A 23839-nucleotide genomic window follows, 5' to 3' on the forward strand; every position below is an offset into this window, starting at 1 on the left:
ACCCTCTCGGGCTTTCCTCCGGGCTTTTCCCTTCGGTCTTGCGTTTCCGACTCTATCAGACTCTTTCGTGTCCGATTCCCGGTCGAAGCGGGTCCTGCTTCGCTTTCCAGTTCATCGCTTTCGCGTTTCCCTTTCCGGCGTTTCCGACTCTATCAGATCCTTTCGGGCCTGATTCCCAGTCAGCGGGGTTTGTCTTCCCGGCCGTTGGGCCGTTCCGACGTCGAAACTCTAGCGGATTTTCCCGGCGACTCATAATCGGGTCTTCGAAATCAATTTCGGCATGCCGAAATTGTCCCGAGTGGGAGATCGTGCTGAGTTTTGGTTGCCGCATTCGCGGCGGGATCGGCTGTCGCAGAACCGTTCCGGCTCCGTGACAACTCGAAGAACCTTACGGACCGGGGAGGAGTGTGTCAACCCCGCCAGGTCAAGCCCTTTTCCCACGTGTCGGACACGGCTTCAGTCCAGGTCGGTGAGGCGGCCGCCGGCATCCGGCTGGGCGTGCTCCACGCGGCGCAGGAGACGGATCAGCATGTCGCCGAGGTTCCCGCGCTCCTCGCCCGTGAGGTCCTGAAGCAGGTCCTCCTCGAAGTCGGTGGCCATCCGCATGGCCTCCAGCCACTTCGTACGGCCCTCGTCGGTCACCTCGACGATCACGCGCACCCGGTTGTTCTCGTCCCGGTCGCGGGTGACCAGGCCCTCGCCCGCCATGCGGTCGATGCGATGGGTCATCGCGGCAGGGGTGAGCCCCAGACGCTTGGCCAGCTCTCCCGGGCCCAGGCGGTACGGGGAGCCGGCCAGGACCAGGGTCTTGAGGACCTCCCACTCGGCGTTGCTGATGCCGAGTGCGGCGAGCTGGCGTCCGTACGCCACGTTCATCCGGCGGTTCAGCCGGCCCAGGGCCGAGACGACCTGCTCGACCTGGGGGTCCAGGTCGCGGAATTCGCGCTGGTAGGCGGCGATCTGCTCGTCGAGGCTCGGCTCCTGCGGTCCGGGCTGCTCGGTGATGTCAGGCATGGCGGGCAGTATGGCACGCCCTCCAAAGCCGTCGAAGTCCTTCAAGGTGAATTGTTGATGTTCTAACTTTAGTGCTAAAGTCTTCGGGTTCGAGTCGTTCGAGTGGCTCGGCATGCCGTTTCGAGACCTTGAGGTAGGTGAGTGTGACCAGGGAGATGGGTGCAGCACTGCGGCGGATCCAGCTGGGGAGCGCGCTGAGCGCGTTCGGGCTGGGGTTCACCGTTCCGTATCTGTACGTCTATGTGGCGCAGGTACGTGATCTGGGTGCTGGCACCGCGGGAGTCGTACTGGCAGTCTTCGCCATGGCGGCGCTGGCCGTTCTGCCGTTCACCGGGCGCGCCATCGACCGGCGCGGGCCGCTGCCCGTGCTCGTCGTCGCCTCGGCCGTCGCTTCCCTGGGCGCCGTCGCCCTGGGCCTGTCGTCGGGCGTGACCGCCGCCGTGCTGTCGGCCGCGGTCCTCGGCGCGGGTACGGCGGTCACGCAGCCGGCGCTCGCCACCATGCTCGTGTGGTGCTCCAGCACCGCCACCCGCACGCGCGCCTTCGCCATGCAGTTCTTCCTGCAGAACCTCGGGCTCGGCCTCGGCGGGCTCGTCGGCGGTCAGATCGTCGACACGGACCGGCCGGAGTCCTTCACCCTGCTGTTCCTCATCGAGGCCGTGATGTTCGTCGTCCTCGGTGCCGTCGCCTCCACGGTGCGGCTGACCCGTGCTCCGTCCTCCTCGGACGGCAGGCCCGACGACGGGTCCAAGGCACCGGGCGGGCTGCGGGCACTGCTCTCGCACCGGGCCATGGTGCAGCTGTGCGTGCTGGGCTTCGTGCTGTTCTTCGCCTGCTACGGACAGTTCGAGTCCGGGCTCGCGGCGTACGGCACCGAGGCCGCCGGGATCGATCCCTCGACGCTCGGGATCGCGCTGGCCGCCAACACCGCCGTCATCGTCGTGGCGCAGTTCGTCGTGCTGCGGCTCGTCGAGCGCCGCAGGCGCAGCCGGGTCATCGCCTCGGTCGGTCTGATCTGGGCCCTCGCCTGGATCGTGGCCGGATACGCGGGACTCGGACACGGCAGCCAGACCATGGCGACGGCCGCGTTCATCTCCACGTACGCACTGTTCGGGCTCGGTGAGTCGATGCTGTCGCCGACCGTGGCGCCGCTGGTCGCCGATCTGGCGCCGGAGTCGATGGTCGGGCAGTACAACTCCGCTTTCGCCCTGTGCAAGCAGCTCGCACTGGCGGTCGGGCCCGCCGTGGGCGGGCCCATGGGGGCGACGCTGCACGGGCCGTACATCGTGACGTTCGTGCTGTTCTCGCTGGGCATCACGGCGCTGGCGCTGCGGCTGGGCCGGCGGCTCACCCCCGTACAGGACCAGCCCTCGCTGGAGAGGGTGCCTTCCAGGGTGGTGGCCGTGTCACTGCCGGAGGCCGAGGCCGGCTCCGCTTCCGCCGCCACGGCGGCCGCTGCTCACTGAGCGGCCGGGCCCTGTCCTCGACAGGGCCCTCACTGCGGCAGAGCGAATTCGCACCAGACCGCCTTGCCGCCGCCCGGTGTGCGGCGGCTGCCCCAGGACGAGGCGATCGTCGCGACGATGGAGATGCCGCGGCCCGCTTCGTCCGCCGGGTCGGCCCGGCGGCGGCGCGGCAGATGGTCGTCGCCGTCGGTCACCTCGATGATCAGCCGCCGGTCGGTGCGGCGCAGGCCCAGGCGCATCGGCGGGGTGCCGTGCTTGAGAGAGTTGGCGACGAGTTCGCCGGCGGCCAGGACGCCCAGGTCGCAGAGGTCGACCGGGAATCGCCACGAGGTCAGGACCCCGGTCGCGAAGGCGCGGGCGCGTGGGGCCGCCTCGATGCCACCGAGGAGATCGAGCGAGGCGTTGTGGAACAGCTCCGCGTCCGCCCCCGTCCGGGCGGGGTGCTGGACCACCAGCACGGCCACGTCGTCGTCGTGTTCCGCGGTGACGCCGAGCGAGCGGATCAGCCGGTCGCAGACCACCTGCGGTGAACCCTTGGCGCCGGACAGGGCGCGCTCCAGTGCGGCGACACCCTCGTCGATGTCCTCGCTGCGCCGCTCCACCAGGCCGTCCGTGTACAGGACCGCGGTGGAGCCGGGCGGCAGCGGGATCGTGCCCGAGGTGTGGATCCAGCCACCGGTGCCGAGCGGGGGTCCCGTCGGGTCCTCGGCACGGTGGACCGTGCCGTCCTCGTCGCACACCAGGATCGGGAGGTGGCCGGCGGAGGAGTAGACGAGCCGGCCCTCGTTGGGGTCGTGGACCGCGTAGGCGCAGGTGGCGATCTGGCTGGCGTCGATCTCGGCGGCGAGACCGTCCAGGAGCTGAAGCACCTCGTGCGGCGGGAGGTCGAGGCGGGCGTAGGCGCGTACGGCCGTGCGGAGCTGGCCCATGACGGCGGCGGCCCGCACCCCGCGTCCCATCACGTCCCCGATGACCAGGGCGGTGCGGCCCGCGCCGAGGGTGATGACGTCGTACCAGTCGCCGCCGACCGCGGCGTCGGTGCCGCCGGGCTGGTAGGTGGCGGCGATCCGGAGGTCGTCGGGCTGCTCCAGCTCCTGCGGGAGCAGGGAGCGCTGGAGGGTGACGGCAGTTTCGCGGAGGCGGCGCTCGCTGGCCCGGAGCCGTTCGGCCGCTTCGGCGTGGTCGGTGACATCGGCGGCGTACACGAGCACGCCGCTTTCGCTCCCCCGGTCTCTTGCTCTGCCCTTGTTGTTCCTGCTCTGCTTCCTGAGGCCGCCCTTGCCGCCCTCGCCTCCGCCTTCGTCGTCGCCGTCCCGGTGCACGGGAGTGCAGGTGACGGTGTACGAGTTGCCGTTGCGGACTTTGCGGGACTTGACCGTGCGGGGGGTGCCGCTGCGCAGGACCTGGTCCATGAGGGGCAGCAGGCTGAGCTCGTGGAGCTCCGGCATGGCCTCGGCGGCGGTGGCGCCGGCCGGGCGGGGCCCGAAGGCGGCGGTGTAGGCGTCGTTGACGTACGCGATCCGGTGGTCGGGGCCGTACACCAGGGCCACCAGGGCGGGCAGCTGGCCGAGGATGTCCCGGGCGGAGAGGTCATCCGGGGTGGGGCCGGCCGGGAGGGCCGCACCGCGCGAGTCGTCCCGGGGATCGTGGCTCGTCCCGCCGTGCGTGTCGCCGTCCGGCGGGCGGGGCCCGGCCTCGGGCTGTGCGTACTCGGCGCGGGCCGGGGGCACGGAACTGCGGTCGTCCCGTGCGGCGGCGCGGCGCTGCGTTCCGGGTAGGCGGGCGCTCCAGCGCGTGAAGTTCACGGAATTTCTGGCCTCGTGTGTCGGTCTGGTCCGCTCTCGCGGGCTGCTCACTGTCGGTCACTGCCGGCCGGGTCACTCTGTGCAGATGTGGGCCCACCTATGGTCACACGTCCAGTGTGGCCGACCGTACTGACTGTTGTCGGTACGGCCCGTCCCCCGGCGGGTGCACAGGTGGAACGACGGCCCGTCAGCCGCCGTTCGGCGGCGGGCCGTCGGGCCCGGAGGAAACGCCCGGCCCCGGCGAGTTGCCGGGGCCGGGCGGGGAGTCCGGGCCCGGCGGGCCGTTCCGCCCGGGGCCTCTGCCGCCTGCGGCGAGCTCGAACTCGGCACGCGGGTGTTCCAGCGAACCGAGCGAGACGATCTCGCGCTTGAAGAGCCCGGCGAGGGTCCATTCGGCAAGGACGCGGGCCTTCCGGTTGAACGTCGGGACACGGCTGAGGTGGTACGTACGGTGCATCAGCCAGGCGGGATATCCCTTGAGCTTACGGCCGTAGACATGGGCGACGCCCTTGTGGAGGCCGAGCGAGGCGACGGAGCCCGCGTAGCTGTGCCGGTACTCCTTGAGGGGCTCTCCGGCAATCGAGGCGAGGATGTTCTCGGCGAGGACCTTGGCCTGGCGCACCGCGTGCTGGGCATTGGGCGCTGTCGCCCTGCCCGCCTCCGCGGCGGTGAGGTCGGGTACGGCCGCGGCGTCCCCGGCGGCCCAGGCGTGCTCGACGCCTTCGACGGTGAGCTCCGCCGTGCACCTGAGCCTGCCGCGTTCGTCGAGCGGCAGATCGGTCGCGGCGAGGATCGGCGCGGGTTTCACGCCCGCGGTCCACACGAGGGTGCGGGTCGGGAACCTGGAACCGTCGCTCAGGACGGCGATCCGGTCCGCGCAGGACTCCAGCCGGGTGTCGAGACGTACGTCGATGTTGCGGCCGCGCAGCTCACGGATGGCGTAGGTGCCCATCTCCTCGCCGACCTCGGGAAGGATGCGGCCGGACGCCTCGACGAGGATCCATTTCAGGTCCTCGGCCTTGATGTTGTGGTAGTACCGCGAGGTGTAGCGGGCCATGTCCTCCAGCTCGGCAAGGGCTTCGACGCCCGCGTATCCGCCGCCGACGACGACGAAGGTGAGCGCGGCGTCGCGGATGGCGGGGTCGCGGGTGGCGGAGGCGATGTCCATCTGCTCGATGACGTGGTTGCGCAGGCCGATGGCCTCCTCGACAGTCTTGAAGCCGATGCCGTGGTCAAAGAGGCCGGGGACCGGGAGGGTGCGCGAGACGGAGCCGGGGGCGAGGACGAGTTCGTCGTACCGGATCCCGACCGCGCCGATGCCGTCCTCCCCCGTGGCGAGGGTGGTGACGGTCGCGGTGCGCTTGGCGTGGTCGATGTGCTGCGCCTCGCCGATCACGATCCTGCAGTGCGCGAGGACGCGGCGGAGCGGGACGACGACATGGCGCGGCGAGATCGAACCGGCGGCCGCTTCGGGGAGGAACGGCTGATACGTCATATAGGGCTCGGGGGTGACGACCACGATCTCGGCCTCGCCGCTTCTGAGCCTCTGCTTCAGCTTCCGCTGGAGGCGCAGCGCTGTGTACATCCCGACATAGCCACCACCGACGACGAGAATGCGCACGCCTGGCGGGGGTCCTGGGGGTGTTTCCCCGGAGTCTGAAGCCATCACCACCCCATGACGCAACGTGCTCAAGGGTTTGTCCACAGGCTCGGCAAATTGTGTGACCGGAGGTTTGGGGCGGGCGGTCGCCGCGGGGCTCGGCGGTGGTACGCAAGCCGTGCAGGTCAGGGGTAGGGGTGGGGGGCCCGGGGCGGGGGTCGAATCAGTGACCAACCGGTCCTTGCTCCGATCGGGGGGCGCTCCATGCGGAACTACCCCCTTCTGAATTGAGCCGGGCTCAACTATGTTCGTATGTCGTCGGGGTGTCGGGTGGGGACCGTGATCCGCTCCCTGGCTCAAACGGCGGGAAGTCTCCGGGGGGAGACGTCATAACCGGGGGAAAGTTATGCACATTCAGGATTCTCATTGGCCGACCGCTGCCGCGGTTTCGTCCCATTCGTCCGACGGAACGGGACGAAACGGATCGGTCGGAGCAGTCGGAACGGTCGGAGCGGCGTCGTCGACGAGCCCGGCCGTCACAGTCGGGGTGAGCGGCGCGACCGGAGCAGCCGGGACGGCCGGCGCGAACGGCCGTACGGCTCCGCTCCGCGTGGATGCGCAGCGCAATCTGGAACATGTCCTGCGGGCCGCGCGGGAGGTGTTCGGAGAGCTGGGTTACGGGGCTCCGATGGAGGACGTGGCACGTCGCGCCCGGGTCGGGGTCGGCACGGTGTACCGGCGGTTCCCGAGCAAGGACGTGCTGGTCCGGCGGATAGCCGAGGAGGAGACCTCCCGGCTGACGGACCAGGCCCGGACCGCGCTCGGCCAGGAGGACGAGCCGTGGTCGGCGCTGTCGCGCTTCCTGCGGACGTCCGTGGCCTCGGGCGCGGGGCGGCTGCTGCCGCCTCAGGTGCTGCGGGTCGGCGTCGACGTCGATTCCGATGGCAGCGGCGACGGCGGTGGCGACGATGGCGGCCATGGTTCGGCGGCCATATCGATCTCGGCATCGGGCTCCGCATCGGCATCGGACAGTGGCCGGGAGGAGGCCCGGGTGCCTCAGCAGCGCCAGGGCGCCGACCAGGCCGGCCTCCGGCCGGCCGACGAGCGGCCCGCCGCGGAGACCGGTGTCGAGGACGACGACGCGGGCGCCGGCGAGCTGCTGGAGGTGGTCGGTCGTCTGGTGGACCGGGCACGGGCAGCCGGTGAACTGCGCCGCGACGTGACGGTCGCGGACGTACTGCTGGTGATAGCGACGGCGGCACCTTCGCTGCCGGACGCCGCCCAGCAGGCCGCTGCTTCGAGCCGGCTCCTGGACATCCTTCTTGAGGGACTGCGCTCCCGGCCGGTCGCCTGAGCGGAGCCTGCGGGATCCGCGGGATCTTCGGGGTGTGCGGGTGCAGTGGCGCGTACTGCCGCTGCACCCGCACGTCACCGACGCGCGAGCGTGTGCCGAACCGCGAGCGTGTTGCCGAACCGCTGAGTCCACTTCCGTGCACGTTGGTCGATGTGGCCCGTTTTGATGGTGTCTCGGTCGACAGTCCGTCATCACCCGCCCGGCCTGCGGGTCCGGCGTCCGCGACCGCCGCTACCGCTGCCTGAACCCGCATCTTCCCCCAGCCGCACGCCTGTCGCTTCCGAATCGCATACCGCGGCTCCAATCTCGACCTCGCAGAAGAGACCGTCGAGCTTTCCCCGAATGAATGGCCGTTAGTACTCACATTCGGAAAAACGCCCCGGATGAGTGGTTGCGGGGGCTGAGGGGCCGACGTGATTGCGCCATGTGGCACTCTTGCCCGAAGTTCGGGTCCGACAGCGCATACGGGGGCTACCGCGATGAGCGGTGACGGGCAGCAGAGAGAGTCGTTCGACGACGTCTCCGCCGTGGACAGTGTCGCGGAGGCCGGTGGGCTTTCCGCCCGGCAGGTGCCGAGTCAGGCCGGGCCGGGGCGGTCGAGCCGTGACGCCGAGGGCGGCACCGTACTGCCGGGTCCGTGGTCGGCGCCGGTCGGTCCCGGGGCCGACGCCGCGGTGCCGATACAGCGCGAGGGCGGCAGCACCGGCGCCATCGGGGCCTCGGGCAGCGCGCTCTCCGACGCCGATCTGATCCGGCAGATGCGGGACGGCGACGATCTCGCGTACGAGGAGCTCTTCCGGCGCCACTCCGACGCGGTGCGACGCTACGCGCGCAGCTGCTGCCGGGACGCCCACACGGCCGACGACCTGACGGCCGAGGTCTTCGCCCGCACACTGCAGGCGGTGCGCCGCGGCAAGGGGCCCGAGGAGTCCGTGCGGGCCTATCTCATGACGGCCGTCCGCCACGTCGGCGCCGCCTGGGCCAAGACCGCGAAGCGGGAGCAGCTGGTCGACGACTTCGCGGTGTTCGCCGCGCAGGCCGCCCAGTCCTCCCAGGTGTCGGACGCGGACACGCTCGAACTCGGTGCCGATGTGCTGGCGATGCACGAGGCCGAGCAGTCGATGGCGATGCAGGCGTTCCGCAGCCTGCCGGAGCGCTGGCAGGCCGTGCTGTGGCACACCACCGTCGAGGAGGAGTCGCCCAGCGAGATCGCCCCGCTCTTCGGGCTGACCGCCAATGCCACGGCGGTGCTGGCCAGCCGGGCCCGTGAGGGGCTCAAGCAGGCCTATCTGCAGGCGCACGTGAGCCAAGCGCTCACCGCGGGCGGCGACTGCGCGCGCTACGCCGACCGGCTCGGCGCGTACGCCCGCGGCGGGCTCCGCATGCGGGCCGAGCGCGGCCTGCGCGGCCATCTGGAGGAGTGCTCGAAGTGCCGGCTCGCCGCGGGCGAGCTGGCCCATGTCAACGCCGGGATTCCCGCGCTGCTGCCGGTCGCGGTCATCGGCTGGTTCGCCGCCGGGTACGCGCTCAAGGCTGCCGGAGTCGTCGCCGGTGGCGCGGCGGGAGCCGCGGGCGCGGGTGCCGCCGCGGCGGCGTCCGGGGGCGGCTCCACCGGAGGTGCAACCGGTGGAGCCACGGCCTCGGAAGGGCTCGGTGCCCCGGCGAAAGCCGGTATCGCGGCGGCGGTCGCCGTGGCCGCGGCGGCGGGGCTCGCCTGGGCGCTGGTCGGCGACCAGCCGAAGCCCGAGGCCAGGCATGCGGCGAAGCCGGCCGTCGTGGCGCCCCCGGACCCGACACCGCCGCCCGCGCCGGAGCCGTCCGCGCCGAAGCCCACCGAGCCCGCGCCGCCCGCGCCACCGACGCCCACCCCACCGCCCACCCCGCCGGCCAAGCCCGAGCCCGAGCCGACTCCCACCCCGACACCGCCCCCGAAGCCCGCTCCCAAGCCGACGCCTCCAGCGCCGGAGCCCAAGCCGAAACCGACGCCCACCCCGACTCCGAAACCGCCCCCGCCGCCTCCCGCACCGACGGTCTACCAGGTCAGCGAACTCAACTACTCGTTCCTGGGCGACCACACCGAACCGGAGATGGTGCTCGGTGAGAGCAGCTGGGTCTGGCAGCGTTCCCATGTGTCGGTCGGCGGCACGACGTACGCGCACGGAATCACCGTCAACAGCAATTCCTCGGTCACCATCCAGCTGAACAAGGAGTGCACGCGGTACGAGGCGATGGTCGGGATCGACGACATGACGATGGGGCTCGGCTCGGCGCGCTTCTCCGTCTTCAACGGCGACGGGGCTCGGCTGTGGCAGTCCCCGGTGATGAACGGCAACGACCCGGCCGTGCCGGTGGGCGTCGGTATCACCGGTCAGGAGCGCATCCGGCTGGTGGTCGAGCGCGCCCGGCCCGGCGGCGTCATGGCACTCGCCGACTGGGCGGATTCGACGATCAGTTGCCGGTGAGCCGGTCCGGGGTGAGACCGGAGGTGACCCCCGGCACCTCCGCGTGCCCCGGGGCGTCCGCACGCTCCAGGAGGTCCACGTCCCCCGGCGCCTGAGGGAGTTCCTCGGTGATGCCGGTCAGGAGCTCGACGACGTCGTCGACCGTCAGCGCGCGGCCCGCGGTGCGCTCGGCCTCGTACAGCTGAGGTCCCAGCTCCGCGCGCGCCTGCCGCTCGGCCTCGCCCACCTCGGCCTGTTGCGCCTCGGTCCTGGGGCCGAACAGGCGCCAGGCGTCCGCCGCCGCCAGGACCCGTACCGCCGCCCGGTGGTGGCCCACCATCGGCAGCACGGTCGCCACACAGTCCGCCAGATGCCCGGTGACGAGCTCGGCGCACTGGGCGTCCCGCGCCCCGCGAAGTGCCGCCGTCAGGCCTCGCACGCCCGCCGCCGGACCGCGGTCGGGCCCCGGCTCGTGCACCGCGATCCGGGCGGCCAGCCCCTCGACCACAGCGCTGAAGTGCGAAGGCGGGCTGCCCCGCCCGATCGCATGTTCCGCCTCGGTGACCAGCTGCCGCGCCCGAACGATCTCGCCCCGCTCCAGGGCCGCGGTGGCGCGCAGGAAATGGATGTAGGCGCGGGCATCGTGCACCTGGCAGTGGTCCGCCTCGCGCTCCGCCTCGGTCAGGGCCCGCTCGAAGTCCGCCATGTCCCCGGTCCGGTAGGCGAGTTCCGCGAGTCGGGCGAGAAGGAACGGCGCCTCGGCATGCGCGCCGACCTCACGGGACAGCAGCAGCGCCTCCTCGTACGCCGTCCGGGCCTGCGCGAAGCGTCCGCGCATCACGCCCGCCTCCGAGGCCGCGCTCGCCACCTGCGCGCGGATCCAGCGGTCGCCGACGCGGCGGCTCAGCTCGCGCAGTTCCGCGAGATCGGCGTCGACCCCGGGCATGCCGCCCGGCATGTCGACGGCCGGGAACGGGTCAGATCGGCGCGTATGGACCGCAGTTCCGGCTCTCGCCCGACGAACGAGGTCAGCCGGGGCCGCAGATTGCCGTGCCGAACGACGGGGCCGGACGCGTCGAGCGGACGCTGTGGGCGCATCGTCACCGGCCCCGCCGACGACGCGGACGGCACCTGTGACGGGGTGAGTAACTCCTCGTGCAGCGCGATCAGTTCCGGACCGGGATCGGTCCCGAGACCATCGGCGAGGGCGCGGCGGGCGTCCTCGTAGGCGACCAGGGCATCGGCCTGACGGCCCTCGGCGCGCAGGGCGCGGATCAGCTGGGCGCGGAAGCGTTCGTGGTACGAGTGGGCGGCCGTCAGCTCCATGAGCTCGGGCACCAGGGCCCGCGGCTCCGCGTCCGGCCCCGCGCCGCCGTCCCGGCCCGTCGCCGCGCACCGCAGGTCGGCCTCGATGCGGCGTTCCAGCGCGGCCAGGCGGTGGCCCTCGGGGCGCAGCCCGTGGCCGTGGTCCCGGTCCGGCAGATCGGCCAGCGCGGGGCCGCGCCACAGGGCGAGGGCGGTACGGAGGGTGCGCGCGGCCGCCGCGGGGTCGCCCGCGTCGAGCTCCTCGGCCCCCTGGCGGGAGAGCCGCTCGAACACGTACAGGTCGACCTCGTCGGGCCCGGCCGCCAGGCGGTAGCCCCCGTGGGTACTCGTGATCGCGTCCCTGCCCAGCACCCGGCGCAGCCGGCCCACCAGGGCCTGGAGCGCGGCGGGAGCGTCGTGCGGGGAGTCCGCGGCCCATACGTCGTCGATCAGATCGGCGACGGGGACGGGGCGTCCGGCGCGCAGCGCGAGGGCGGCGAGGAGAGCGCGCAGCCGTGTGCCGCTCACGGGCAGGGCACTGCCGTCCTCGTCTCGCGCCTCGGTGACACCCAGGATCAGATACCGCACCGGGCCATTGTGTCCCGCGACCGCGGCGAGCGCCCCCTGCCTCGGCACGCGCCGCGGCGGCCGTTCCGCCCCCGCGCCTACCGTTGCAGCGTCCGCCTGGCCGGGACGACCCCGCCCGCGACCGCGCGCTGACGGGGCGCCGCCGTGCCCGTCCAGCAGGTGCCGCGGCGCGACACGAGGCGGCGGAGCCAGAGCTCCGTGGACGCCAGGTGCGCGAGGCCGTCCAGCGGGAGCGGTTCGCCCTCGGAGGCCGCGCGCAGGGCCTTGCGTACGACGCGGGCCTCGACCAGGCCCGCGTCGGCGAGCAGCGGGGCGTCGAAGAGGGCGATCAGCTCCGGGAGGGCGGCGCGCAGACCGGTGCGGGCGGTGGCGATCGACGTGGCGAGGGAGGGTGTGCCCCAGCCGGGCGGCAGTTCGTGGACGCCCGCGCCGGCGAGCACCCGGCGCAGGATCGCGGCGCGGGCGCCCGGCTGCACCCGAAGCGATTCGGGGAGCGCGCGGGCGGCGCGCACGACCTGGTTGTCGAGGTACGGGGCGTGCAGCCGCTGGCTGCGGTTCTCGGCGGCCTGCTCCAGGATCCGGTGGTCGGCGGCGTACCGGGCCAGGGCCGCCCTGGCGCGGGCCTCGCCGGGGCGCTGGACGGAGACGGGGCGCAGGGCCGCCTCCTGGAGCCGGACCGACACCTCGGCGAGCGCCTCCCCGGTGAGCCAGCGGGCGGCGGGGCCGGGCCGTGACCAGGCGAGGGCTGCCAGCGAGGCGTCGGCGGGGGTGTCGAGGTCGGGGGCGTTCCGGTTGGCGTCCGGCAGCCGGCCGGCCGCCGCTTCCAGGCCGGTGCGGTACGACGTACGGGACAGGCGGCGGGCCGCGCGATAGACGGCCAACGGCACGAACAGGGAGTGCGCGCTCGCGCCCTCCGCCCTGGCGAGCGCGGCGACCGGGCGCAGCAGATGGCGTCGGCGACGGTCCATCAGCAGGTCGGCGAGGCGGGCCGGGTGGGCGTCCAGGACCTGCCGGGCGCCGCCGCCGACGAAGTGGTCGGCGCTGCCCGACGCGAGGCGCCGGCGGTGGCGCTCGGCGACGACGAGCGAGGGGGCGGGTTCGTCGGTGAGCGGGCCGCCGCCCAGGCCGGCGTAGGGCAGGGCCTCCTCCCCGGCCGCGACGACCACATGGTGCAGGCGCGGGTTGGCGGCGATGACGCGGGCGCGTTCGAGTTCGTCCTCGTGTCCGTGCGCGGTGAGGTCGTTGAGAGTGACGGCGAGCAGCCGCTCCCCCGCTTCCGTGCCGTGGCCGAGGAGGGTGCCGGGCAGGCCCGGAAGTCCGGCGGCGAGCAGGGCGAGGGTGGCGGAGGCGCTGCCTCCGGACAGGTCGGCGCCGATGCCGGGGACCGGTGCGCCGCGGGCGGCGCGCCGTTCGGCGGGGCCCATGCCGGGGACCGGGCCGGGGTCGGGCGGCAGGGTCTCGGGCGCGTGGCGCGGGGCCAGGAGTCTGGCGCGCACCGCGTCGACCAGTGCGTCGCGTACGCCGTCGACGGCGCTGACCGGGTCGAGCTGGGGTGCGGCGACGGCGAGGGAGGCCACTGCCTCGTAACCGGTGATCTCGCGCGAGCCCTCGCGGAGGATGAGCGCGTGGCCCGGCGGGATGCGCTTCACTCCGGCGTACGGGGTGCCGTCGCGCAGCGCCTCCGGGGTCTCGGGGCAGGCCAGCAGGGCGGCCAGGTGGCCGATGTCCAGCTGGGCCTCGATGAGATCGGCGAGCGGGAGCGCGGCGGTCGCGTACGCCGTGCCGCCCGCCCAGGGCGTGTAGAAGACGGGGCGGGCACCGGCGAGGTCCCCGATGACGGTGACCCGGCGGCCGATCTGGACGACCGTCGTGTAGCTGCCGGGCCAGGAGGTGAGGTGGCGCAGGGCGCCGCCGCGGGCGGCGAGGAGGCCGGAACGCAGCTGTTCGTCGGTGGCGCTGCAGCAGCCGAGGACGGCCATCCGGGCGGTGGGCACGCCCTCGGTGGTCTCGACCGCGGTGATCCGGATCTCGTCCGGGCGCCAGTCGCCCACGGCCCAGAGCGGATCCGGGTCGCCCCAGAGGAGTTGGGAGCCCACGGGGTGCATCGTGCGCCCCTCGTCGCTGGGGCCGACCGCACCGGCCGTGCCGAAGCTCGCGGCGATACTGCTCCACCCCACCAACCAACGCATCGCCGCCTCCACAGGCTGTGGACAAAACGGCGCAGCAGGGCAGTAGCGGGAGAACTCCGGTAACGCGCGGCGCCGTTGCGAACATGCTGCCACGACAACGGCGCACAGGAGGGGCTACGCAGGGCGCACGCCGGAAGGGCATGCGCCCCTGGCAAAGGCCGGGCGGGGCGGGAGGCCTGCAGGAGGCCGGACCGGGTGCGCACCGGGCGGCCCTTGAGACGGAACGGGGCCTCGCGCGGCCCGTGCCGGACGCCCCACCCGTCAACTGACGTACGAGAAGCGCGCGTCGACTTCCCCGTACAAGCCGGATCAACCAGCCGAAATCCAGCCACCCGGGAATCACCCCCGAGCCACCCGCGAGCCACCAGGGGGCGACTGCCGGACAATCGGCGAGATGTCCGCGAAACGGACGGCCCAACCTCGAACGACCGGCGATATTCGGCCATTTTCAGAGCAGATTGAAACCTCGCATCGGTCAACTCACCGCATCAGAAGTCCACTTTCGCCCCACTTGATTCCCCGGATCTTTCCGAATGCTTCTGGACCCCCCGGGCCGCCTCGACCGATCCCACCAGGACCGTCGACGCACAGTCCGGGAGGCGTCGTCCACCTCCCGGACCGGTCCGCCGCCTGCGGGGAATGAGGCGGCAGTGTCCCCCAGCCCACTGAGTTCCGTGCAGTGGGCCGACCCACGCAGCACCCATGGAAACGCTTCCGAAACGGCCGGACGAGAGCGCACGGCCGGGCGCACGGCCACACACCAGGAGCACGTACGGGGCTCCGCGCGCGGTGCCGGCACCCCGTACGGACAGGGCCTTTGCGTGCCGTTCCCGTGCACCGTCGAGCAGTTCACGGGCCCGGCCCACCCGGCGTCCGGACCACGCTCGGACCGCCTCGGATCCGCCCCCGGTCCGCGCCCCGACCACCGCCCGTATCCGCACGGACAACAATCCCGCCATACGGACGTCTGCCCCTTAACGGTAGGGATGCGGCGAACTACGCTGGGTTTACTGAGGTTCTCTGCAGGAGGCATATTCCTCGGGGCTCGGCCATATGCGTGTGCGGCCGGAGTTCCGGGGTTCGTCGCTGAGGAGGACACGGTACGAATGCCGCGCGCCGCAAAGGTGACGCGGCGGCTGTCTGTGTGTCGAGGGGTGGCGCATGTCCAGGGAGCAACGCGGACCGAACGAGAAGCTCGGAACCGTTCTCGCCCTCGCGGGAATCAGCAATGCCGGGCTCGCCCGGCGGGTCAATGACCTCGGGGCGCAGCGCGGTCTGACACTTCGGTACGACAAGACCTCGGTGGCCCGGTGGGTCGCCAAGGGCATGGTGCCGCAGGGCGCCGCGCCCCATCTCATCGCTGCGGCGATCGGCGCCAAGCTCGGCCGGCCGGTCCCGCTGCACGAGATCGGGCTCGCGGACGCCGACCCGGCGCCGGAGGTCGGGCTGGCCTTCCCGCGCGACGTGGGCGAGGCGGTCCGTTCGGCGACCGAGCTGTACCGGCTGGATCTGGCCGGGCGGCGGGCGGGCGGCGGCGGGATCTGGCAATCGCTCGCGGGCTCGTTCTCGGTGAGCGCGTACGCGACCCCCGCGTCCCGCTGGCTGATATCCCCCGCCGACGCGACAGTGGCACGGGACGCGACAGCGATCGGGGCGACCGCCCTCGACACCCAGGGCGCACGGGGCGCACAGGCCGGTGCAGGGGCGCAGGGCCCGTCGGGCAGGGCGGCGAAGGTCACGGAGCCGATACCAGTACCACCAACGGCACCCGGCGACCGGGCCACGCTGACCGCACAGGCGGCCCGGACGGCGCTCGGCACCCTGGGAGCACTGGGCACGCGGCAGGCGCCCTCCATCCCCGCCCAGCCGCGCCCCGAGTCCGCGTCCACGGCCCCGCCGACCCCCCTCGCCGCCCCCAGCGACATCACCCCCCTGCGGGTGAGCCACAGCGATGTCTCCAAGCTGCGGGAGGCGGCCCAGGACGCCCGGCGCTGGGACTCCAAGTACGGCGGCGGGGACTGGCGTTCCTCCATGGTTCCGGAGTGCTTACGGGTCGACGCGGCACCGCTGCTGCTCGGCTCGTACAGCGACGAGGTCGGCCGGGCGCTCTTCGGCGCGGCCGCCGAGCTGACCAGGCTCGCCGGGTGGATGGCCTTCGACACCGGTCAGCAGGAGGCCGCGCAGCGCTACTACATCCAGGCGCTGAGGCTCGCGCGGGCCGCGGCCGACGTGCCCCTCGGCGGCTATGTCCTCGCGTCGATGTCGCTGCAGGCGACCTACCGCGGCTTCGCCGACGAGGGGGTCGACCTCGCGCAGGCCGCCGTCGAACGCAACCGGGGCCTCGCCACGGCCCGCACCATGAGCTTCTTCCGCCTGGTGGAGGCCCGTGCCCACGCCAAGGCGAACGACGCGGCCGCCGCGGGCTCCGCGCTCAAGGCCGCCGAGGGCTGGCTGGAGCGCTCCAGGGACGGCGACGGGGACCCGTCCTGGCTGGGCTTCTACTCGTACGACAGGTTCGCGGCCGACGCAGCGGAGTGCCACCTCGATCTGAAGGCGCCCCGGCAGGTGCGGCGCTTCACCGAGCAGGCGCTGTCCAGGCCCACCGAGGAGTTCGTCCGCTCGCACGGGCTGCGGCTCGTGGTCTCGGCGGTGGCCGAGCTGGAGTCGGGCAATCTGGACGCCGCCTGCGCCGCGGGCACCCGGGCCGTGGAGGTGGCGGGCCGCATCTCCTCGGCGCGGACCACGGAGTACGTACGGGATCTGCTGCACCGGCTCGAACCGTACGGGCACGAGCCGCGCGTCGCCGAGCTGCGTGAGCGGGCCAGGCCGCTCCTGGTGGCGCCCGCGTAGACGGAATCCGACGTGCCGGGGGCCGGGCCGTAAAGATTCGGCGCCACGCTGGGCCACGCCGGTTTGAGTGCGTTGTCAGTGGGTCAGTGCACTATCGGGGTGGGAGGTGGCGTGATGATGACGCACGCGGCGTACGACTGCGACGTGCTGGTGATCGGCGGCGGGATCATCGGCCTGTCGACGGCGTATGCGATCACGCGCACCGCTCCGGGCACCCGGGTGACGGTCCTGGAGAAGGAGCCCGGCCCGGCCCGGCACCAGACCGGACGCAACAGCGGCGTGATCCACAGCGGCATCTACTACCGCCCCGGCTCGCTCAAGGCCCGCTACGCGGTGCGCGGCGCCGCCGAGATGGTCGACTTCTGCACCGAGCACGGCATCGCGCACGCGGTGACCGGCAAGCTGATCGTCGCGACCGAAAGGTCCGAGCTGCCCCGGCTGCACGCCCTGGTCCAGCGCGGCCGGCAGCACGGGCTGCCGGTGCGCGAGCTGGGCCCCGCCCAGATCACCGAGTACGAACCGCAGGTGAGCGGCCTCGCCGCGATCCGGGTCGGGTCGACCGGGGTGTGCGACTTCGCGGCGGTCGCGGCCCGCTTCGCCGCCGAGGTGAGCGGCGCCGGCGGAGTGATCCGTTACGGGGCGGAGGTCACCGCGATCGACCGGCGCCCCTGGGGCGTGGCGGTGCGCACGGCGGACGGCGTGGTGGTGCGGGCCCGTGCGCTGGTCAACTGCGCGGGGCTGCACTGCGACCGGGTTGCGCGGCTCGCGGGCGACGACCCGGGGATGCGGATCGTGCCGTTCCGCGGGGAGTACTACGAGCTGGCGCGGCCGGAGCTGGTGCGCGGCCTGGTCTATCCGGTGCCCGATCCGGCGTTCCCGTTCCTCGGGGTCCATCTGACCCGGGGCCACGACGGCAGCGTCCACGTCGGGCCGAACGCGGTGCCGGCCCTGGCCCGCGAGGGGTACGGCTGGCCGGTCGTGCGCCCGCACGAGCTGGCGGACACCCTGGCCTGGCCCGGCTCCTGGCAGCTCGCGCGCAGACACTGGCGGTACGGGGCGGGCGAGGTGCGCCGCTCGCTGTCGAAGCACGCGTTCACCCAGGCCGTGCGGCGGCTGCTGCCCGAGGTGACTCAGGCCGATCTGAGACCGGCCCCGGCCGGGGTGAGGGCCCAGGCCGTGCTGCGGGACGGCACCCTGGTGGACGACTTCCTGATCCGTGAGACCCCGCACACCGTCCACGTACTGAACGCGCCGTCGCCCGCCGCCACGGCCTCGCTGCCCATCGGGCGGGAGGTGGCGCGCAGGGCGCTGCTCCGGGCACGGGAGACGGGATGGAGGCCGCCCGCCGTAGAATCGGGGCATTGTGTCTGAGCCCATGAACCCCTCCGAGAGTGTCTCCGGGAAGTCCTCCGAGAACCTCTCCTCGTCCGCTGCCGGGATTCCGTCCGCCGCCGGGATTCCGGACGATCTGCGCGCCGCCTCCTTCGAGCGGCAGCGCAGGCTGCGCCAGGAGCCGCGTTTCCCGGGCGGGCCCGCCATCGACCCGGCCGGTTCTCACCACGAGCGCCGGATCCGCAGCTTCCAGCCGCGCCGCAGCCGTGTCACGGCCGGCCAGGAGGACGCCCTGCTGCGGCTCTGGCCGAAGTGGGGCCTGGACATCGACGGACAGCGCGTCCTCGATCTGCCCGAGCTGTTCGACGGGCTCCCGGTCGTGCTGGAGATCGGCTTCGGGATGGGCGAGGCCACCGCGCAGATGGCCGCCGCCGACCCGGGCACGGGCATCCTCGCCGTCGATGTGCACACCCCCGGCCAGGGCAATCTGCTCGGCCTCGCCGACCGCAACGGCCTGTCCAACATCCGGGTGGCCAACGGCGACGCGATCATCCTGCTGCGCGAGATGCTGAAGCCCGACTCGCTGGACGGGCTGCGGGTGTACTTCCCCGACCCATGGCCCAAGAAGCGCCACCACAAGCGGCGGCTGATCCAGCCGGAGTTCCTCGATCTGGTGGCACAGCGGCTGAAGCCGGGCGCGGTGATCCACTGTGCGACCGACTGGGAGCCGTACGCCGAGCAGATGCTGGAGGTGCTGAGCGCGCACCCCCTGTTCGAGAACACCGTGGCGGACGGCGGCTACGCGCCCCGTCCCGCGTTCCGGCCGCTGACCCGGTTCGAGGGGCAGGGCCTGGACAAGGGCCATGTCGTGCACGACCTGCTCTTCGCCCGTAGCTGAGACGCGGGCGTGGTCGCCCCGCGGGCGCGGGCGCCCCATGGTCAGGTGTCAGTGCCGCTGGTTAGGGTCATTGCGTGGTCTCCGACGGGTCTGTCCAGCAGCGGCAGTCGCAGCCGGCCGTCCCGCTTCTCGAGGAGCAGCGGGTCGGCGAAATTCTGGCTGCCGTGCCGGAGCGCAAGCACTGGCGCTACCGGCCGCGCCGCGTCGGCATGGTGTGGCGCAGCCGGACGTTCCGCATAGCGGCCGTGTTCACGGTGCTCGCGCTCTGCGGTCTGGCGATCCTGGCGCTGGTCCGTGACCAGACGGGCACTCAGGGCTTCCTCGTCGGCCTCGGTCTCGCCGTACTGCCCGTGCCGCTCCTGATGGCGGCGTTCCGCTGGCTGGACCGGGTCGATCCGGGCCCCTGGCGGAATCTGCTGTTCGCCTTCGCCTGGGGTGCGTTCGCGGCCGCCCTGGTCGCGATCCTCGCGAATTCGTTCGCGACCCGCTGGATAGCCACGGCCACCGCCGACCCGTCGAACGCCGACGCACTCGGTGCCACGGTCATAGCGCCGGTCGTCGAGGAGAGCGCCAAGGCCGCCGCGGTCCTGCTGATCTTCCTGTTCCGAAGACGGGAGTTCACCGGGATCGTCGACGGCGTCGTGATCGCCGGCATCACCGCGAGCGGCTTCGCCTTCACCGAGAACATCCTCTATCTCGGCAACGCCTTCGGCGAGGATCAGCAGATCGGCACCTCGGGCGTCGTGTCGGTGACGGCCGCGACGTTCTTCGTACGGGCGGTGATGTCGCCGTTCGCGCACCCGCTCTTCACCGTGCTGACCGGCATCGGCTTCGGGCTCGCCGCGGCCGCTCCACGACACCGTCGCATGCGCCGGATCGCACTGCCGCTGCTCGGGCTCGTCCTCGCCATGGGCATGCACTCGCTGTGGAACGGGTCGGCGGTCTTCAGCCCGTACGGCTTCTACGCCGTGTACGGGGTGTTCATGGTCCCGGTCTTCGGCCTGGTGACCTGGCTGGCGATCTGGTCGCGCGTGCGGGAGCTGCGCACGCTCTCCGCCGAGCTGCCCGCCTACGCGGCGGCCGGCTGGCTGACCCCGGCGGAGCCGCTCGCTCTCTCCTCGATGCGTGCCCGCGGCCTGGCCCGCGACGCGGCCCGCCGACGGTGCGCCGTCGAGGCCCGGGGAACCTGGCAGGGCCCGTACGGCCCCGCCCCCGCGCCCTCCGCCCAGGCGGAAGCCGCGGCGAAGGCCCGCGGGAAGGCTGCCGCGCGGGCCGTCGCCGAGTACGAGTCGTTCGCGACCTCCCTGGCCTCGCTGCGCCTGCAGGCCCGCCGCGGTACGGCCGGCCCGGACTTCGCCGTCCGTGAGCTGGAGCTGCTGCACCACCTCTGGCAGCGCAGAGAGGTGGCCGCCCCCGCCCTGACCTACGCGGCCCAGGCAACAGGCCGCCTGCGCCCCGCGTACCAGCCGCCCCCATGGGCGGCCCAGCCGCCGCACCCGCAGTACGGCGGCTACCGCAACGGCTACAGCCCCGGCCCTGGCCCCGGCTACAACCCGTACCTGCTGCCGCAGCAGCAACCACCGCAGTAGGTCCGTTCGTCAGGCGGATGCCTCGGTGAGCTCGGCCAACTGCCGCTCGGTCAGTGAGAGGTCCGCGACGGCCACCAGAGCGGGCAGCTGCTCGACCGTCGGGCCGAGGGTGTGCCCGCACTCCGGAATCCGGCGGGTCTGCTGTCCCGTACTCGCTCTCCGTGCCCCCTCAGCAGACCGGCAGCCCTGACGTCGGGGGGTGAGCGTCAGGGCTGCCGGGATTCATCGGGGCGGTGTCGCCTCAGAGGCGGGGCGGGTGTCGCCTCAGAGGCCCACCCGACAGCCTCTCAGGGGTTGAGGCCCTTGCCGCGGAGCCAGGCCATCGGGTCGACGTCCGCGCCATCGGCGGTGTGGACCTCCAGGTGGAGGTGCGGGCCGGTCACGTTGCCGGTCGCGCCGACCCGGCCGATCGTCTCGCCGGTGGTGACCTTCTGGCCGACGCTGACGCCGATCGAGGACTGGTGGGAGAACCACAGCTCCGTGCCGTCGTCGAGCTCCAGCACCGTGTGGTAGCCGTACGAACCGGACCAGCCTGCCGACTTGACCGTGCCGCCGTGGATGGCCTTGATCGGGGTGCCGGTGGGGGCCGCGAAGTCGAGGCCGGTGTGGTAGCCGGAGGACCACATCGATCCGGCCTGGCCGAAGGTCGAGGTGATCGTGTACGAGGAGGTCGGGATGGCGTAGCTGGCAGCGAGCTTGGCGAGCCGCAGGGCCTCCGCCTTCTTCTTGGCCTCCTCCTCCGCCTTCTTCTTCTCGGCGGCGGCCTTGGCCTCGGCCTCGTCCTGCTGCTTCTTGGCCTCGGCGGCGGCCTTCTCCGCGGCTTCCTTCTCCTGGGCCGCCTTGGCCTCGGTGTCGGCGGCGTCCTGCTGCTGCTCGGCCTGCTGGAGGATGCGGGCGCGAAGCGCCTCGCCCGCATCCGTCGTGCCCTGCTCGACCTCGGCGGTGGTGATGCCGGCGGTGGTGAGCGGGGCGGCGGCCGCGATCTCGGCCTTGTCCGCCTCGGACTCGTCGGAGAACAGGGAGCCCATGCCGGGAAGCGACTTGGCCTCGGGGAGGTTGTCCGTGATGGCGTCGGGCACGGAGATGGAGACGGGGGGCTTGCCCTGCGCGGTGGCCATGCCGCCCGCGCCGACCGCCGCCATGACGCCGACGCCCAGCACCGTGGAGCTGCGGGCGAGTCCGTTGCGCTGCTTGGCGACGCGGTGCCTGCCGCGCACCGGGCGGACCGACTCCTCGGTGGGGTTCCACTCGCCCCAACCGCGTTCCGGCTCAGTGTTGTTGCCGTCGGTGCGGAGGCCGCCGCCGAACTCGCCGGTGAACTCGGCGCCGTAGCCGGTGCCGTAGTCGGGGTGGAACCGGGACGGAGCCTCGGGGGCAGGCTTGTTGGACGCCACGGGGGCGCACTCCTTTCCTTCCTTCTCGCCTACCGGGTTAGCTGACGGGTTCGGAGCAGGAAGGTCTCCTACGGGCCCCTCTGCCTCTCACAAGACACAGGCGTCCGATTCACCCCATGTAGGTGGTTCCCCGGTTTCCTTGCGGAATTCGGCGCTCGCGCACGGTGCCGCCACTGACGACGGCTGGGACGACCGCGCTGCGTTATCGAACGTTAATAGACACCGGTGCCGTATTCCAAGCCGTTCCCACTGATCGTTCACGTCTTTGGCCTGGACTTTACGGGGCACAAGCGGGTGAAGCGGTACGATTTGATCACCCCTCAGCCATTACCCCGCTTCTGACGTTGCGTCAAATGTTATGCGGAGCGGCGCCTTTCGATTACGCACGGTGGCATCACGTACTCCGCCCCTCGCGCCGTGCCCGACGCCGTGCCTCACGCGGTGTCCGACGCCCTCCCTCGCACCGTGTCTGACGCCGTACCTCACACCCGTGTCCGACGCCGTACCTCACATGCGTGCCCGACGCCCTCCCCCGCACCGTGCCCGACGCCGTACCTCACGCCGCGCCCGACGCCTTCTCCGCACCGACGATCCGCACGGTCCTGCGCCGGTCCGGCTGCCCCTGCGCGGGGCGTACGACCGCGAGCAACGCCATGTCGTCGGTCGTCTCACCACCCGTGTGCAGGCGCACGTCATCCGTCAGCGCGGACAGCAGCTCCTCGGGCCCGGGGAAGATCCGTCCGCGCAGCCGGGCCGCCGGGTCGTAGAAGACCCCCTCGGCGTTCCGCGCCTCGGAGAGCCCGTCCGTGTAGAGGAGCAGGGTCGTCCCGGCCGGCAGATCCCACTCGTCCGTCCGCTCCGGCCACACCCCCAGGGCCATCCCGAGCGGCAGTGTCGGCGCGGAGGGCTTCAGTACCTCCAGCGCCCCGTCCGGGTGCAGCAGGATCGGCTCGGGGTGGCCGCGGTTGACGATCCGCACCCGGGACAGCCCGGCCGGGATCTCGGCCAGTACAGCGGTGATGAAGCCTTCCAGCACGTCGAGCCCACCCCGCCGCGCCTCCTCCCGGCCCAGCGCCCGCTCCAGCCGCCCCGCCACCCCCTCCAGCGAGGACTCCTGCTCGGCCGCCTCGCGGAACGCCCCGATGACCACCGCCACCGTCTCCACCGCGTCGAGCCCCTTCCCCCGCACGTCCCCGAGCACCATCCGCACCCCCCACGGGGTGTCCGACACGGCGAACAGGTCACCACCGACGAATTCGTCCGCCTGCGCCGCCTCGTACCGCGCCGCGATCTGCAGTCCGCCGATCCGGTCGGCCGGCTGCGGCAGCACCGCGCGCATGGCCGTCTCCGCGATGAACCGCGCCGAGGCCAGCTGTTCGTTGCCGCGCCGTACGACCCCGTTGATCACCACCGCGAGAACCGAGACGGTGGCCAGGGTGAACAGCTCGATCAACGGCACGGCCTCCGGCAGCGTATTGCTGTGCAGCCGCAGCGCGATGACGGCCAGCATCGAGGTGATACCGGTGGCGATGGTGCTGGCCAGCGAGAAGAACGGGGCGGCGATCAGCGGAGCGGCCACGAACAGCGGAATGGCGGTGAAGGTCGGCGGAGCGAGGGAGTCGAACACCAGCCCGCCGAGGATCATCAGCGCGGGCAGCGCACGCACGAACTGCCGGGTACCGCCCCCGGCGTGCTTGCCGCGCCGCTGCTCCCGCTTCCACACCTGTGGTCTCCTGCCCGGTACGCACGGCTGCGGACGGGTACCGCGCCCCACCCCCAGGCTCACCGGAGCGGGTCGGGGCGGCGACTCCGCATCGGCCATTGGGGGAGGCGACGAAACGAATCAGGCCCGGCACGCGGGATGCGTGCCGGGCCTGACTTCTTCAGTAGCGGGGACAGGATTTGAACCTGCGACCTCTGGGTTATGAGCCCAGCGAGCTACCGAGCTGCTCCACCCCGCGTCGGTGAACACAACTGTACGGCATCTCCGGCGTTCCATTGACCACTCGGGTCC

The 23839-nt window shown here is 72.5% G+C and carries 14 protein-coding genes, 1 tRNA gene, 1 pseudogene and 1 riboswitch; of the genes and pseudogenes, 7 read left to right on the forward strand and 9 right to left on the reverse strand.

The window, feature by feature from the left end:
• Window positions 1–456: 456 nt before the first annotated feature.
• Window positions 457–1014: a MarR family winged helix-turn-helix transcriptional regulator gene (locus ACWCQ6_RS18145; RefSeq protein ID WP_451090267.1), complete on the reverse strand. Its 558-nt coding sequence runs from the start codon at window positions 1012–1014 to the stop codon at window positions 457–459.
• Between the two features lie 155 nt (window positions 1015–1169).
• On the opposite strand from ACWCQ6_RS18145, the gene ACWCQ6_RS18150 reads away from it, so the two are divergent.
• Window positions 1170–2480 (forward strand): MFS transporter, encoded by a 1311-nt coding sequence (locus tag ACWCQ6_RS18150; protein ID WP_451090363.1) that lies wholly within the window; start codon window positions 1170–1172, stop codon window positions 2478–2480.
• A 29-nt stretch (window positions 2481–2509) separates the two neighbouring features.
• Here the strand turns inward: ACWCQ6_RS18150 and ACWCQ6_RS18155 are convergent, their stop codons facing one another.
• Entirely contained in the window at window positions 2510–4285 is a 1776-nt protein-coding gene (locus ACWCQ6_RS18155; protein WP_451090269.1) for an ATP-binding SpoIIE family protein phosphatase, read from the reverse strand.
• A gap of 187 nt (window positions 4286–4472) precedes the next feature.
• A complete protein-coding gene (locus ACWCQ6_RS18160) occupies window positions 4473–5951 on the reverse strand; it encodes an NAD(P)/FAD-dependent oxidoreductase (protein WP_451090272.1) in 1479 nt (492 codons plus the stop codon).
• Between the two features lie 340 nt (window positions 5952–6291).
• Between ACWCQ6_RS18160 and ACWCQ6_RS18165 the strand changes: the two genes are divergently transcribed.
• Together ACWCQ6_RS18165 and ACWCQ6_RS18170 are read left to right on the forward strand one after the other, a co-directional pair.
• Window positions 6292–7239 carry a TetR/AcrR family transcriptional regulator gene (locus ACWCQ6_RS18165; protein WP_451090274.1) on the forward strand — a complete coding sequence of 316 codons (948 nt, stop codon included), beginning with the start codon at window positions 6292–6294 and terminating at the stop codon, window positions 7237–7239.
• A 479-nt stretch (window positions 7240–7718) separates the two neighbouring features.
• A complete protein-coding gene (locus tag ACWCQ6_RS18170) occupies window positions 7719–9701 on the forward strand; it encodes a sigma-70 family RNA polymerase sigma factor (protein WP_451090276.1) in 1983 nt (660 codons plus the stop codon).
• On the opposite strand, the gene ACWCQ6_RS18175 is transcribed toward ACWCQ6_RS18170, so the two are convergent.
• The 3 genes and pseudogenes from ACWCQ6_RS18175 to ACWCQ6_RS18185 all read right to left on the reverse strand — a co-directional run bounded on the left by ACWCQ6_RS18175 (window position 9688) and on the right by ACWCQ6_RS18185 (window position 13762).
• Window positions 9688–10626 (reverse strand): hypothetical protein, encoded by a 939-nt coding sequence (locus ACWCQ6_RS18175; protein ID WP_451090278.1) that lies wholly within the window; start codon window positions 10624–10626, stop codon window positions 9688–9690. The genes ACWCQ6_RS18170 and ACWCQ6_RS18175 overlap by 14 nt on opposite strands.
• 20 nt (window positions 10627–10646) lie before the next feature.
• Window positions 10647–11573 (reverse strand): annotated as a pseudogene (locus ACWCQ6_RS18180) (AfsR/SARP family transcriptional regulator); the annotation flags it as partial.
• A 77-nt stretch (window positions 11574–11650) separates the two neighbouring features.
• On the reverse strand, window positions 11651–13762 hold the full coding sequence (locus tag ACWCQ6_RS18185) for an asparagine synthase-related protein (protein ID WP_451090280.1): 2112 nt from the start codon (window positions 13760–13762) through the stop codon (window positions 11651–11653).
• A gap of 1161 nt (window positions 13763–14923) precedes the next feature.
• On the opposite strand from ACWCQ6_RS18185, the gene ACWCQ6_RS18190 reads away from it, so the two are divergent.
• The 4 genes from ACWCQ6_RS18190 to ACWCQ6_RS18205 all read left to right on the forward strand — a co-directional run bounded on the left by ACWCQ6_RS18190 (window position 14924) and on the right by ACWCQ6_RS18205 (window position 20431).
• Window positions 14924–16612, forward strand: a complete 1689-nt coding sequence (locus tag ACWCQ6_RS18190) for a sporulation protein (RefSeq protein ID WP_451090282.1) — start codon at window positions 14924–14926, stop codon at window positions 16610–16612.
• A 114-nt stretch (window positions 16613–16726) separates the two neighbouring features.
• The gene (gene lhgO, locus ACWCQ6_RS18195) at window positions 16727–17983 is read left to right on the forward strand and encodes an L-2-hydroxyglutarate oxidase (protein ID WP_451090284.1); all 1257 of its coding nucleotides are present in this window, start codon (window positions 16727–16729) and stop codon (window positions 17981–17983) included.
• 4 nt (window positions 17984–17987) lie between these two features.
• Window positions 17988–18842, forward strand: coding sequence for a tRNA (guanosine(46)-N7)-methyltransferase TrmB (gene trmB, locus ACWCQ6_RS18200; RefSeq protein WP_451090286.1), 855 nt, complete (start codon window positions 17988–17990; stop codon window positions 18840–18842).
• A 74-nt stretch (window positions 18843–18916) separates the two neighbouring features.
• Complete coding sequence (locus tag ACWCQ6_RS18205) at window positions 18917–20431, forward strand: PrsW family intramembrane metalloprotease (protein WP_451090288.1); 1515 nt, start codon at window positions 18917–18919, stop codon at window positions 20429–20431.
• 287 nt (window positions 20432–20718) lie between these two features.
• Here ACWCQ6_RS18205 and ACWCQ6_RS18210 read toward each other — a convergent pair whose 3' ends face one another.
• From ACWCQ6_RS18210 to ACWCQ6_RS18220, 3 genes are all read right to left on the reverse strand, one after another.
• The gene (locus ACWCQ6_RS18210) at window positions 20719–21825 is read right to left on the reverse strand and encodes a M23 family metallopeptidase (protein WP_451090290.1); all 1107 of its coding nucleotides are present in this window, start codon (window positions 21823–21825) and stop codon (window positions 20719–20721) included.
• A gap of 11 nt (window positions 21826–21836) precedes the next feature.
• Window positions 21837–21989: riboswitch (cyclic di-AMP (ydaO/yuaA leader) on the reverse strand.
• A 392-nt stretch (window positions 21990–22381) separates the two neighbouring features.
• Window positions 22382–23548, reverse strand: coding sequence for a PP2C family protein-serine/threonine phosphatase (locus ACWCQ6_RS18215; RefSeq protein ID WP_451090292.1), 1167 nt, complete (start codon window positions 23546–23548; stop codon window positions 22382–22384).
• Between the two features lie 164 nt (window positions 23549–23712).
• Window positions 23713–23786, reverse strand: a tRNA-Met gene (locus ACWCQ6_RS18220).
• Window positions 23787–23839: the final 53 nt, after the last annotated feature.

The sequence above is a fragment of the Streptomyces sp. NPDC001880 genome (assembly GCF_053594575.1).

Coding starts and splice junctions, on each gene's coding strand:
- ACWCQ6_RS18145 (WP_451090267.1), bottom strand. CDS start 1,014: ATGCCTGACATCACCGAGCAGCCCGGACCGCAGGAGCCGAGCCTCGAC.
- ACWCQ6_RS18150 (WP_451090363.1), top strand. CDS start 1,170: ATGGGTGCAGCACTGCGGCGGATCCAGCTGGGGAGCGCGCTGAGCGCG.
- ACWCQ6_RS18160 (WP_451090272.1), bottom strand. CDS start 5,951: ATGGCTTCAGACTCCGGGGAAACACCCCCAGGACCCCCGCCAGGCGTG.
- ACWCQ6_RS18165 (WP_451090274.1), top strand. CDS start 6,292: ATGCACATTCAGGATTCTCATTGGCCGACCGCTGCCGCGGTTTCGTCC.
- ACWCQ6_RS18170 (WP_451090276.1), top strand. CDS start 7,719: ATGAGCGGTGACGGGCAGCAGAGAGAGTCGTTCGACGACGTCTCCGCC.
- ACWCQ6_RS18175 (WP_451090278.1), bottom strand. CDS start 10,626: ATGCCCGGGGTCGACGCCGATCTCGCGGAACTGCGCGAGCTGAGCCGC.
- ACWCQ6_RS18185 (WP_451090280.1), bottom strand. CDS start 13,762: ATGCGTTGGTTGGTGGGGTGGAGCAGTATCGCCGCGAGCTTCGGCACG.
- ACWCQ6_RS18190 (WP_451090282.1), top strand. CDS start 14,924: ATGTCCAGGGAGCAACGCGGACCGAACGAGAAGCTCGGAACCGTTCTC.
- lhgO (WP_451090284.1), top strand. CDS start 16,727: ATGATGACGCACGCGGCGTACGACTGCGACGTGCTGGTGATCGGCGGC.
- trmB (WP_451090286.1), top strand. CDS start 17,988: ATGAACCCCTCCGAGAGTGTCTCCGGGAAGTCCTCCGAGAACCTCTCC.